This window comes from Chryseobacterium sp. MYb328, assembly GCF_037572595.1.
Lineage (GTDB): Bacteria > Bacteroidota > Bacteroidia > Flavobacteriales > Weeksellaceae > Chryseobacterium > Chryseobacterium pennae.
Genome location: NZ_JBBGZQ010000017.1, coordinates 82,177 through 94,307, shown reverse-complemented (window position 1 = coordinate 94,307; position 12,131 = coordinate 82,177). Strand labels below are relative to the sequence as shown.

Sequence of the window (12,131 nt, the reverse complement as noted above, 5' to 3'; positions counted from 1 at the left end):
ATTAAATACTGGAAGTTTAGAAATGAAAGGGTGTATCAGACTATAGAGAAATGTCTAATACTTCAAAAGAAAGTTTATTTCCGTTTGGTAAAGTAATTTCAGCAGTTTCACCTTTAACTTTACCTAATAAACCTTTAGCAATTGGAGTGTTTACAGAAATTCTTCCTGTCTTAAGGTCGCTTTCGTTATCCGGCACCAATGTAAATACCTGCTCCTGCTTCGTTGCATTATTCTTAAGCTTCACTGTAGTTAAGATAGAAACTTTTGAAGTATCTAATTGGCTTTCGTCTATAATTTTAGAAGTTGAGATAACATCTTTCAGCTTAGAAATTCTCATTTCAAGCATCCCCTGAGCCTCTTTAGCCGCATCATATTCTGCATTTTCAGACAAATCACCTTTGTCTCTAGCTTCTGCGATCTGCTGAGTAATTTTTGGTCTTTCCACAGTTTCCAACTGTTCCAGCTCAGCTTTCATTTTCTCAAGGCCCTCCTTTGTTACATAGCTTGCCATAATTTTCAAAATTTAGTTTTAGTATAAAAAAATAATCCGACATTTGCCGGACAATGTTTTACGTGTTATAATCGTTTAATTTTTACAAATATATAAAAATTTAAATTGAAATGAAAAAAACTTTTCCGATATTATCTATTTTCATTTTATTGATTTTCAGTAATTTATCTATAAAATCATGCGGAAGCAGAGAAGATACAGTAAGCTGCTTTCCTAATAATCCCATCAATGTAACTTTGAATTTGAACCTCCCTGCATATAATGCTTTAACCAATGATGGAGGTTGGATCTATATCAACGAACAGCAATCTGGAACAAGAGGTTTAATTGCCGTACGTACTGGCAGTTTATTCAAGATTTATGATAGGAATGCCCCTCATTTATGTCCTGATAATAACACTACTCTTGAGGTCACTAAAGATAACCTTGCCATTTTGTGTCCAAAAGATGGCACCAAATGGATGCTAAGAACAGGGCAGCCATTAGATGGAGCCAAAACAGGGCTTTCTCCTAAAATTTATAACTCATATAATTATGACCCCGCTACCAAAACTTTAAATATTTACTTTTAGAATAATAAAATGAAGATCGTTATACAAAGAGTTTCTGAAGCCAATGTAAAAGTAGACGGAAAAACCGTTGGCGAAATAGAAAAGGGATTAATGCTGTTGGTGGGTATTGATGAGAATGATGAAAAAGCAGATGCAGATTGGCTGGTACAGAAAATACTCAATCTGAGAATCTTTGGTGATGAAGATGACAAGCTTAATCTTTCTGTAAAGGATATTTCCGGGGAGATCCTCTGCATCAGCCAGTTTACCCTGATTGCAGATTATAAAAAAGGAAACCGTCCTTCTTTCATTAAAGCAGCCAAACCTGATAAAGCCGTTCCTCTATTTGATTATTTTAAAGAAGAGATGGCAAAATCCGGATTAAAGACAGAGAGCGGTATTTTCGGGGCAGATATGAAAGTTTCACTGATTAATGACGGGCCTGTAACCATCGTTATGGACTCAATAACCAAAAGCTGATTACAGAAGTAAGTATATGAAGAACAAGAATATTATCATCGCTTATCTTGTATTGACATTGATTTTCCTGAGTGAAATTGTTTTAAATTTTAATAAATACAGTTATGCCGGATATTACACGGATAAAATTATAGGCTGGCTCTGGTTTGCAATGACTGTTTTTATCATTATCAGGCTTTGGAAGAAAAAAGCAATAAAGGCTTATTTTGGACTTTTGATTGCAGGAATTATTTTGAGTATCCTACCCATGATGATTCCTTTTTTTGCTATTCTCGGTTATTTCTCAACTTTTGACAACTACCAGAGAATTCAGCTTAATAATGACTACCGAATTGAGAGATATCGTCCCGGAGCACTGTCTAAACCGCATATAGCTATTTACAGGCAGAAAGGTATTCTGGAAAAAAATATCAGCAAAGTGCCCTATATTGATGTTTTGGAAAGAGTTTTACAACGTTCTTCGATTGACATTTCAAGTGATGAGAGACAGGAAGGAATTCAGGAAGCCAGATTCGTAAATGCAAACAAAGACAGCATCGGCATTGAATACCAGATCATGAATAAAAAGCAGATTTTTTATCACAGAATCTACGAAAATCAATTTGAAGATTAACCGCATTGATCCTTCACTGCATACCAATAAAGAAATACCTTTCAGTTTTACTGAAAGGTATTTCTTTTAGAAAAATATGATAAATCCTTTGCACAAAGGACAAACCGGCTCATTGAAAAATAAATTCACAAAAACGTGATTTGTTTTCATTTTATTATTATTTTTGATATTATCCAAACCAATTCACAACCATTTAATAAAAATAACATGAAAACAAAAATCAAACTTCTTACATTATCTGTATTCTGTTTCTCCTTTTCCTTTGGACAATCTCAATCAACGCGCAATGATGATCAAAACGATCAGATATACGTATGTTTTTCAAAGGGTATCCATTCGGAAAAGGCTGCATTTACCAGAAATCCTGAGCTGGAAAGGTTTGCCAGGGAAAATGGAGTTTCATTTACATATGATCTGGGATTCAGTGATGCAAAGATCAATGAAATGACAGAAAGCAGTAAAGTGAATGGAAATACCGGTGAGTCTGTTCAAAAACTCAAAAGGATATTTAAAGCTGATCTTCCTGTTCAAAAGGACGGATCTTCTAAAAATCTGATTCGTATTCTTGAAAAATTCCCGGAAATAGAATATGTATCTGTGATGAGTGGCTCTCCTATTGAGCCTCCATTTGTTAATATGTTTGTTGCCACTCCGGATCTGGAAAACCTTCAGACTTACCTGAATGACAATCCGGGAATCAATGCAAAATATGCATGGTCTAAGGGAATTACGGGACAGAATGTACGTATCCGTGATGTGGAATATGGTTTTTACAAAACACACGAAATGCTCTCCAACCAGAATTCAATTCAATTAGAACCCGGCTATTCTCCCAATTCAGGATTAGCCAACAATAACTATCGTGATCACGGAACAGCTGTGGTAAGCATTTTGGGATCTGTAAAAGATAATATCGGGCTTACAGGTGCGGTTTATAATGCATCAGAAATAAAAGGATATATGGAATGGACTACTGTTGGATATAACAGAGCTTCAGCGGTAAGCAGATCGATCAATGCTTCTCAGGCCGGGGATATCATCCTGTATGAAATGCAGACTGGTGGAAAAGATGGCCAATATTGTCCTGCAGAGTACGACAGTGTGATCTGGGATCTTACAAAAGCGGCTACAGATTCAGGAATTATTATCATTGCAGCAGCCGGAAATGGAAATCAGGATCTTGATGATCCTTTTTATGCTGCATACAGAGCAAGAGGAAACAGCGGCGCGATCATTGTAGGAGCAGGAACTCCCAATACCACTCATTCTAAACAAAGCTTCAGTACTTATGGAAGCAGAGTGGATGTACAAGGTTGGGGAAGCAGTGTTCTGGCAGCCGGATACGGATCGTATGCAAAGTATGATAACGATAACAACAGAACATATAACTATTTCAGCGGAACCAGTTCTGCTACCCCTACTGTGGCTTCTGCAGCTGTACTTCTTCAGTCTTATTATCGCCAGAGTACAGGGCAATATTTAAGTCCTACCGCTATGAAAAATCTTTTAGTTTCTACCGGAATTCCACAGGGAGGTACTGATGTTAATAAAAAAATTGGCCCTCTTCCTAATGTGAAAAATGCTATTTTACAACTGGAAAGCAAGTCTATGGTTTCTACTAAGGCTTTGCCTGCTTTGGAGGTAAAAATTTATCCCAATCCATCCAGCAGCTATATAGCTATTCAAAGTACTGAAGATAAAAGACTGAGCATAGAAATCATCAATATGCATGGAAGGTCAGTGATAAAAAACACGGTTTCTTCCGGTGAAAAGATTAATGTCTCTCAGCTTCCTGTAGGCCAGTATATCATTAATATCAATGAAGGATCAAGACGGGTTGTGGAAAAGTTTACTAAACTATAGTTAGGAAGCGGGAAGATTGAAGCTGGAGGTTAATGCTAGCCCTAGTATTACTAAAGATATAATAAAGCGATCTTTGTAAAAGTAAAAAGGGACAGTCGTTATTCTGAATGACTTTGATAACTGTCATCTTCTATTCTTTCTTATTCAAAGTAAAAAACTCCTTTCAGCGATTGAAAGGAGTTTTTTGTCTTAACTTTTATAACAATTATTTCGCAGGGACGCTGCTGAAATTAAGGGCTACTTTAATATTCATGTCTGAAGAGGTTTGGTTCTTCAGTTCATAAACTGTTCTTACCGTAAGTCCTGAACTTTTCACAATGCTATCCAGGAATCCTGTGTCATTCAGATCCAGACTCATACTGGATGAATTGGTAGAGATATTTGAGCGGGATGCGATCAGTTTTTCTCCTGTTCCACTGGATGAAACGTATACTTTAATAGTTTTAAATGCGCTTAAATTTCCTCCTGAAGGAGATACTACGGATATTTTAGCATCAGAGATTCTTACATCCTTAATCTGTGCATTATTATTTCCTCCAAACCAAGTTTGTACATTGGTAGCGGTTGCGGTTGAAGAGACTTCTTTATCAGCAGGCACTCCTGTGGAAACTAAAACATTTGCTGTATAGGGAAATGTATTCTGAACCAGCGACTGTACGGTTCCACAACTTACAAGTACAGCTGAGGCGGCCATTGCTGTTAGAACTATATTTTTCATAATTTTAAAATTTAAACTTCATGATGTTAATTTGCAGAAACTGTACCAAATTGACTGATGCTACTCAATGCTCACTGTAAAATGTCCTTTAGTGTTTCCAGAAGCCATATTACTTTTTCCTATGATCAGCCATACTTCTCCTTTTTCAGGAATATCATAGGTGATTTCTCTTCCGAAAGGCCCATCATAATTTCCATTGGGAAGTTTTATCTGATTGAATCTGATATTAAAATCTTTCTCTTTCGTCGAAATCTTTGCTTTGATATTAGACTGCTCAAAATTGGTAAGCTTTAAAATAAGCTCCTGATCATCATTTTTAAATTCTTCTCCCAAGGTAAAAGGAAGCTGAGAAGCATCTGCTGTTCTCACAATCTGACCTTCTTTTTCATTTCTCATTACGCCTTTACGTAATACTTCTCTGGTAGCAGGAGCATTGTTAATAATTGAATCTTTCTTTCTTAATGCTACTGAATCTGCCTTATGAACAGAATCCGGCATTTCCGTTACAATGGTAGAATCTTTATGAGATACATCTATTACAGCAGGATCTTTTTTACAGGAAATAATAATCAATGGAATTAACAATAAGCTTTTTTTCATAATAATTAATTTTAAGGCTTGAAGAAGATGGAAGATGGAGGCCGGGAGATGGAAGTTATTGTAGTTTTCCATACTTCCGAAGTTATATTTGATTGAATATTATCAATACTTACATATTTTGAGATGTGCCATCATTTTCCATTTTACAATTCAATCCTGGTTAATCAGGTCTTTTTAAATGCTAAAATTGTTCCAACTCTCTTAACGGTCTATATTTTCAGGCTGCAAAAGCTTTTCGTTACTGTTTCTAATGAGCTTAAAAGTGAAATACATAAAATTGAGCATAATGCCCATTAAAAGGGTAACACCCCAGGTCTTTGTATATTCCAGCGGATAGATAAAACGTACTACAATATCATTGAATAACCCGAAAGGATTATTGAGAATATCCCAACTGTTCCATCTCAGAAATCTTCCCAGATACACTCCAAAACTGCTCATGAAAAGAAAAAGCACTACAATACCGTTAATGATTCTCTCTTTGGTATAACCGGAAAGAAGTTTTTCAATATCGTTGAGACTTATAAAACCACATATTAATCCTGTCCAGGCATAAGAGAGGATAACAATCAGATCGTACCAGATAGGAATGGTATTTCTTGCCTTTAAATGAAAAAGATCGGTCAGAATATAGGGTGAGTTCGGAAAAAACAAGATCCAGACCACAATAATGAAGACGACAGATATTTTACTTTTCATATTGAATATCAATATCAGGCTACTCAGAAATAAAGGGATCCATGCCAGAAACAGATTCCAGTTCAGAAAGAAAAACACCTTTGTTTCGCTGATATAATATCTGAAAACAGAGAGACTGAAACAGAACAATGTCATGAATACAAGCAAAACATTTATTTTAAATCGTGGAGATTCCATTAACTTTTTCATTGCGTTCTATTGTTATTTGATCGTTTGATAATACATAATTTTTGAAAGGAAAGATTTGGATTTTTCTACCTTAATTTTATTCTGAAGATCCTTTTTAAGCTTTTGATTATTCTTTTCATCTGCATATTTTAGCAGACCTTTTTCACTGAAGTTAACTGCCCCCAAATGATAGTTCACTGCAAAATCTTTCCGCTTCATATTCTGTGAAGTAATAATACCACCCCAGTTGATATAGCTGCAAATCAAAATGGTTCCATAAAGATACCACGCCATGGTATTGAAGAGGAAGGCGTTTCTTTTTTGTTTTTGAATTTTCATAAAAGTTAAACCAAGTCCCACCAGAGATAAGAGAAGGAAAGCAAAAACGCCCAGTCTCTTATACGTAAAGGCATAATTAACGATATATTCATAGTTTTTGGCTGCTGCAGACAGAATGAGTATGGCATTCAAAATAATCCAGACTTTAGCTAAAATTTTCAGCAGCTTTGCTTTGGAATCAAAATTGAAACCTGATTTAAAATAGAACATGATCACCAGAATAGCCATCACAATAGACATAATCACAGCATTGACACGCTCATGCGTCTCTTCTGAAAGCTGAACCGGTGTTTTTGAAACTTCATAGAACTGCTCATAATTATAGGTGATAATGAAGAAAACCAGCAAAATATTCAGACAGAAGAAAGATATTACACCACTCGTTCTTTCTGCGTCCAGATCAAGGAACGAATAGGTTGACTTAGGTTCCTTGGCGTTTTCCTGAAAGTCATTATCCAAAAAATGATGATTTTTATAGATCAGCCTTTCCACAGCAAAGTTCCAGAAATTAAAAGCAATAAAAAATCCTAAAACGGAAAGACAAAAGACCTGCCAAAGATTGATATCCAGTTCATAATCTGTGAAAAGAGCTGCAAAATGATCACTTCCTGCGGCATAAATTCCAAAGAATATGGATAGAAGCAATAAAGGGATCAGTACAAAAGCCATAATCTTCTGCCACATTCCCGGGACGTTTCTTTGAGGAAGCCATTTATCCAACATAAAGACTCTACAAATGGAGGTACAGCAGTTTGTTATGAAAACAGGAATCAGGAAAAGGATCTTCATGTTCCTGTTTTTTGACTTATAGGCTAATAGAAGAAGTGAACTTGCCACCGCCAGGAATGAAGCAAAGTCACCAAACCAGGCAAAAGCAATCCCCGAAAGCATACTGGTTCCTGTAAGAATGTAAAATGTTCTGGTTTTATCTTTCTGAAGTGTTTTAAAGAAATTCAGAATCGCATATAGAATTCCGAGAATTCCAAAATTCAGTCCCATGTCCTGATCATAAAATAGAATGACAAATAGGGCTGTTGTTAGAAATATATAGTGATGTGTTTTCATGATAATAAATATTTAAAAATTAGATTATGAAAAATTGAAAATAATAAGAAGATACATTGCTGCGATTGGAATATTTGCCAACAAAAGGAGAACAGAGTTTCCCGAATCTTTTCTTTCGGAAATATCCATCAGGAAATGAAGCAACTCATATAAAAGCACTGTCATGTTCACAGGTATTGCAAAAATTACATAGATCAACCCACAAATCAACAAGCCTTCATTTCTGGTGATAAAAAATAATAAAAACAAGAATGTACCAAGACCGAAAGAAATAAGAAAAGTATATCTCCCGTTAGAACTGAACTTTATATTTTCCACGTCATTTGCATTTTAATGTAAAACAACCGGATCTTTCTGTTGGATAAAATCTTTCAGATGATCAAAGTTCTGCCAGAGTAAACCTTCAAAATCCCATTCGTAGAAGGCTCTCATCATCTGTCCTTTCCGATAGGCATTAAAGTAAATTTTCATGTATTCCGGAAGAATAAGGGTTCCCAATACAATAGCTGCCAGCAAATGGGCATTGAGCTTTCCGTTTCCAAGCAAAAGATATTGCATGGCAATTTCATCCTCAAAGTTGGTCCCGCAGCCAGTGATCAGATGGTGAACATCATGATTTTCCATTTTGGGAATCATTGAAAACCCATGTTTATGGTAGAATTCTCCTAGTTTTCTTCCCAGTGAATCTTCCTGAAACTCCAGCAGCTGCCTTTCATTGAACTGCCATTGTCTTTTTTTCTTTTTAAAGTATTTTCTGTAGAGCTTTTGAGTTTTATCGTACACAAAAAGCAGAAACTGAACGCGTATTTTTTTCATAGTGTATGTATTTAAAAAAGAATGAGAACCTATTATGATTTAAAGATTACCAATGTCCATCAGAGATTAAACAAATCCCGATGACAGCATACAGAATTGCAATGGGAATATTGATAGAAAGTATACCAATTGCTTTTATACAAGTTTTTAAACTGGATCGATTCACAAGTCCATGGATTAAAAAAGCGAGTACCAGGAATAAGTTAACGGGAGTAGCAATAATGAGCAGCATATAACCGGCCGCAACGAACGGCTCCAGTTTAAATACGCCTCCTAAAAGACAAATTGTTCCCAGGGCAAGACACCCACCAAATATTGATTTACTTAGATTGATTATTTCTTTATCTTCCATTGATGTAATTATTTAAGCTTGGGTTAATGTAAAAACAGTGATTTCGGGACGTACCATAAATCTTATCTGAAAAGAATGCCCAAGAGCACGATTGATATACAACTTTCTCCCATCTTTCAGATCAATCTCTCCGGAGATATATTCTTTATTCTTTACCGGAAGTATAGGGGTGATAATTCCTGGAATTCTACATTGCCCTCCATGGGTATGTCCACTCAAAATCCAGCCTTGATACCCATTCCATATATCCAAATCACAGGCATCAGGGTTGTGACAAAGTACAATATTGGCTTTTGATGGATCATATTTTGCCATCGCTTCTACAGGTTGAAAGCGGGATGACCATAAATCTTCGAACCCTATAAAATTCAAACCATAACTTTCCTCCTGAGTGTTCCTGAGCATCGTGATCCCTGAATTACTAAGTGTATCACATATTTTCTCTGAACATTCTATATCCTCCCAGTTCTTTCCATAATCATGGTTTCCTAAGATTCCAAAAGTTGCTAAAGTCCCCAGAACACAGTTTTCCATTACTTTTTTCAGATCTCTCTGTTCCTGAAGGATTCCTGTATTTACAAAATCTCCGGTGTACACTACAAAATCGGGTTTATATTGTTGGGCTTTTTGAAAAGAATCAATGAGAAAATGCCAATCGAAATAGGCCCCTACATGCAAATCAGAAATCTGCATCAGTATCTTTCCTTCTAATGCCTGAGGTAAATTTTTCACAGGAAGCTTTCTTTGAACAAATTCTATCCAAAAAGGTTCTACCTGCCAAGAATACAATCCAGGGAAAACACCCAAAACTGAAATCTGTAAGATCTTTTTTAAAAATGTTTTTCTATCCATTATATCTATTTTAAAACAAAGAACTTTGAATTACAAAGTTAAAATTCAAAAAAATATAGGACTATCGTCCCAATAGTTTTTCAAGGGCATCCAGATGATCAGTAAAAGCCTGTCTCCCACTTTGTGTAACACGGTAAGAGGTTTTAGGTTTCTTTCCTACAAACTCCTTTTTAACCTCAATATATCCTACTTTCTCCAATGCGTTGCTATGGCTGGCAAGATTTCCGTCTGTGATCTCCAACAAAGCTTTCATTTCAGAGAAATCAACCCAGTCGTTCACCATAAGAACGGACATTATACCCAGTCTTACACGGCTTTCAAATTCTTTATTGAGTTGACTTATTTTGATCATTTTCTTTATCTTATTTGTTCTGAAACAGCCACAATGTGACTATTTTTCATTCTCTTTACTCCTATGTTGCCATAGTTTTACAGCTTCTTTTTGTTTCAAAAAACGGTGCAAAAATAAGGATTAAAATTTTTTATCCTTCCGGAAAGCCTTATTTATGACACATGTGATGATTTTTCAAATATTAAAAGATTAATACCAGTTTCAAAATGTATACCGCTCCAATGCTGATTATGAGAGACAACAATCCTATCATCAGAGGCCAGTAACCCATTATCTTTTCTTTCAGAATAAAATTCTGTGACATCCGCCAGCCTGAGTTTCTTATCTGAATGCAAGGCAACCAACTCTTTCTCTGTAGTAAAAGTTTTTATCGAATCTGTTTTTGTATCCAGCAAAAAGTACTCGTTACCAAAAGTTTTTCCAAAAATCTGATTTCCTTTCTCTTCAATTTCTGCTACCATTGAAATCTGAGTTTCTCCATTATTTTTATTAATGCTCGCCTGTTCCGGAATATCAATACATAGCAGTTGATGATTATTTTTCAAAGGAATATACCAGGCATCCCCAATTCCGATATCTACTTTTTTATTTTCTGATACAATCGAAAAACCAATAACTCCAACGATATAGAAAGTATAAAGCGCTACAAAAGGAGCTATAAATGTCAGTATCATTTTTCGTCTTCTTCTTTCCTTTCTGCTGATGAAATAAGTAAGTATACATCCTATTACAGCACAAATAAAACTGAAAACAGCTATAATGAAAAGGTGAATAAATATTACAAAACCAATTCCCATTACTTATATTTCTTATGCATAATAAGCCCGTAGACAATATGCAGAATACCGAAACCTACTGCCCAGAAAAACAATCCCCAACCCAGAAAAAACAGAGACAATAATCCAAGAACAACCTCACAATATCCCAGATATTTTACATCCGGAAGAGTGTATCTTTCAGCACTTATAAGGCCCAATCCATAGAAAATCAAAGTTGTAGGAGCAATCCATACTACTAAATGATGCTCAATAAGAGCTGCACAAAAGATTCCTCCTGCCGTTAATGGAACTGAAAAGGTGACTAAAAGTCTTTTGGTAGTGGCATCCCAAATCTTTAATCCTTTCTTTTTACTTTTATTGGCTGTAAAAATATACCCACTGAAAACTGCTGCTACCAGAACTACTAATCCGGTGATGACCAATTCCTGAACCAATTCAGAGGTAAAATGAAGTCTACCTCCGTTAATGTATTCCATTTTTTTACTTTCCATGGCAAAATAGGCATACCCAGCACCTAAAAGTGCTACTACACCAGCCACAACTCCCGAGAGCCCGCTCAAAGAAATAAATCTGGAAGACCGTTCCATCATGGAACGGATATGGGACAAATCTTCGTGATAATTTTTTGAATCCATAAAAAGAACTTTGAATTACAAAGTTATAATTTATTTTTAATCTGCAAAATATTTTTTTTAAACTTATACTAATTTTTTTATCAAGCCAGTCCTATAATTTTTAACTTTAAGATGATCAAAAATATAGCCCCTATGAACTGATCACTATTCATCCGGGAAAGTAAACAGAAGAATAACGTCCAATTTTAATTATCTTATTATGACAAAAGTTTTAATTGATTATTCTCAAATACATTTACAGGAAAATATTCCTTTAAACGAGGAAGAGCTCCATAGGATAGCCATCCACAAAAGAGATTTTTTTAAGGATTTCTCGGGGGTTGTACTTGCCGTTATTATACTCGTCATGCTTACTGGCGCTTATTTTTTGCAAAACGAGTTTAAGAATTTTAAATATTACCATTACCTTTTATTTTTTGGTGTCGCAGTAGCACTCTATCTATTTTTCTTGCTAATGCATTGGCTTCTCTATCAATATTTCAAAGGGAGATGGAAAAAGGATATTCAAAACGGCAAAAACAGGTTGGAAAGCATAATTATTTCCAAGCATAAAACGGAAGGTGATGAGTACATTATTACTTTTGCGGGATGCCACAAAGGGAAAAAGATAATGCTCTCTGTTGAGAAAACAGATTATGATCAATATGAAATCGGAACAAAAGTAATGGTAACTTATTTCAAGTACAGCAAGGAGGTTCTTTCTCTTGGCCATTCTGAGAGTAAGAATTAAAAAAGCCG

Annotated in this window: 17 protein-coding genes; 5 read left to right on the top strand and 12 right to left on the bottom strand. The window is 35.4% G+C overall.

All coding sequences use genetic code 11. The features are described 5' to 3' along the window. Window positions 1-40 precede the first annotated feature (40 nt). Window positions 41-511: a transcription elongation factor GreA gene (greA, locus tag WH267_RS16580; protein WP_115972700.1), complete on the bottom strand. Its 471-nt coding sequence runs from the start codon at window positions 509-511 to the stop codon at window positions 41-43. 110 nt (window positions 512-621) lie between these two features. Between greA and WH267_RS16575 the strand changes: the two genes are divergently transcribed. From WH267_RS16575 to WH267_RS16560, 4 genes are all read left to right on the top strand, one after another. Then, a complete protein-coding gene (locus WH267_RS16575; RefSeq protein ID WP_340009820.1) occupies window positions 622-1,083 on the top strand; it encodes a hypothetical protein in 462 nt (153 codons plus the stop codon). A 9-nt stretch (window positions 1,084-1,092) separates the two neighbouring features. After that, the gene (dtd, locus tag WH267_RS16570; protein ID WP_123321570.1) at window positions 1,093-1,542 is read left to right on the top strand and encodes a D-aminoacyl-tRNA deacylase; all 450 of its coding nucleotides are present in this window, start codon (window positions 1,093-1,095) and stop codon (window positions 1,540-1,542) included. Window positions 1,543-1,558: 16 nt separating this feature from the next. Next, window positions 1,559-2,155: a hypothetical protein gene (locus WH267_RS16565; RefSeq protein WP_340009817.1), complete on the top strand. Its 597-nt coding sequence runs from the start codon at window positions 1,559-1,561 to the stop codon at window positions 2,153-2,155. A gap of 207 nt (window positions 2,156-2,362) precedes the next feature. Then, complete coding sequence (locus WH267_RS16560; protein ID WP_340009815.1) at window positions 2,363-4,018, top strand: S8/S53 family peptidase; 1,656 nt, start codon at window positions 2,363-2,365, stop codon at window positions 4,016-4,018. A 205-nt stretch (window positions 4,019-4,223) separates the two neighbouring features. On the opposite strand, the gene WH267_RS16555 is transcribed toward WH267_RS16560, so the two are convergent. The 11 genes from WH267_RS16555 to WH267_RS16505 form a co-directional block, all read right to left on the bottom strand. Then, window positions 4,224-4,736 (bottom strand): hypothetical protein, encoded by a 513-nt coding sequence (locus tag WH267_RS16555; RefSeq protein WP_115972705.1) that lies wholly within the window; start codon window positions 4,734-4,736, stop codon window positions 4,224-4,226. A 60-nt stretch (window positions 4,737-4,796) separates the two neighbouring features. Then, window positions 4,797-5,336: a hypothetical protein gene (locus WH267_RS16550; RefSeq protein WP_115972774.1), complete on the bottom strand. Its 540-nt coding sequence runs from the start codon at window positions 5,334-5,336 to the stop codon at window positions 4,797-4,799. Window positions 5,337-5,537: 201 nt separating this feature from the next. After that, window positions 5,538-6,224, bottom strand: a complete 687-nt coding sequence (locus WH267_RS16545; RefSeq protein WP_340009813.1) for a DUF1361 domain-containing protein — start codon at window positions 6,222-6,224, stop codon at window positions 5,538-5,540. 12 nt (window positions 6,225-6,236) lie between these two features. Then, window positions 6,237-7,607: a DUF4153 domain-containing protein gene (locus tag WH267_RS16540; protein ID WP_340009811.1), complete on the bottom strand. Its 1,371-nt coding sequence runs from the start codon at window positions 7,605-7,607 to the stop codon at window positions 6,237-6,239. Between the two features lie 24 nt (window positions 7,608-7,631). Further along, window positions 7,632-7,925 carry a hypothetical protein gene (locus tag WH267_RS16535; RefSeq protein WP_340009809.1) on the bottom strand — a complete coding sequence of 98 codons (294 nt, stop codon included), beginning with the start codon at window positions 7,923-7,925 and terminating at the stop codon, window positions 7,632-7,634. Window positions 7,926-7,937: 12 nt separating this feature from the next. Beyond that, entirely contained in the window at window positions 7,938-8,423 is a 486-nt protein-coding gene (locus WH267_RS16530; protein ID WP_340009807.1) for a Coq4 family protein, read from the bottom strand. Window positions 8,424-8,469: 46 nt separating this feature from the next. Continuing rightward, window positions 8,470-8,775: a hypothetical protein gene (locus tag WH267_RS16525; protein ID WP_340009805.1), complete on the bottom strand. Its 306-nt coding sequence runs from the start codon at window positions 8,773-8,775 to the stop codon at window positions 8,470-8,472. A 12-nt stretch (window positions 8,776-8,787) separates the two neighbouring features. After that, window positions 8,788-9,627 carry a metallophosphoesterase gene (locus WH267_RS16520; protein WP_340009803.1) on the bottom strand — a complete coding sequence of 280 codons (840 nt, stop codon included), beginning with the start codon at window positions 9,625-9,627 and terminating at the stop codon, window positions 8,788-8,790. 61 nt (window positions 9,628-9,688) lie between these two features. After that, window positions 9,689-9,979 carry a winged helix-turn-helix domain-containing protein gene (locus WH267_RS16515; RefSeq protein ID WP_106918168.1) on the bottom strand — a complete coding sequence of 97 codons (291 nt, stop codon included), beginning with the start codon at window positions 9,977-9,979 and terminating at the stop codon, window positions 9,689-9,691. Window positions 9,980-10,131: 152 nt separating this feature from the next. Continuing rightward, window positions 10,132-10,776 (bottom strand): hypothetical protein, encoded by a 645-nt coding sequence (locus WH267_RS16510; RefSeq protein ID WP_340009799.1) that lies wholly within the window; start codon window positions 10,774-10,776, stop codon window positions 10,132-10,134. After that, window positions 10,776-11,393, bottom strand: coding sequence for a hypothetical protein (locus WH267_RS16505; RefSeq protein ID WP_340009797.1), 618 nt, complete (start codon window positions 11,391-11,393; stop codon window positions 10,776-10,778). Before WH267_RS16505 ends, WH267_RS16510 begins: the two co-directional genes overlap by 1 nt. A gap of 199 nt (window positions 11,394-11,592) precedes the next feature. On the opposite strand from WH267_RS16505, the gene WH267_RS16500 reads away from it, so the two are divergent. Then, window positions 11,593-12,123, top strand: a complete 531-nt coding sequence (locus WH267_RS16500; protein WP_340009795.1) for a hypothetical protein — start codon at window positions 11,593-11,595, stop codon at window positions 12,121-12,123. Window positions 12,124-12,131: the final 8 nt, after the last annotated feature.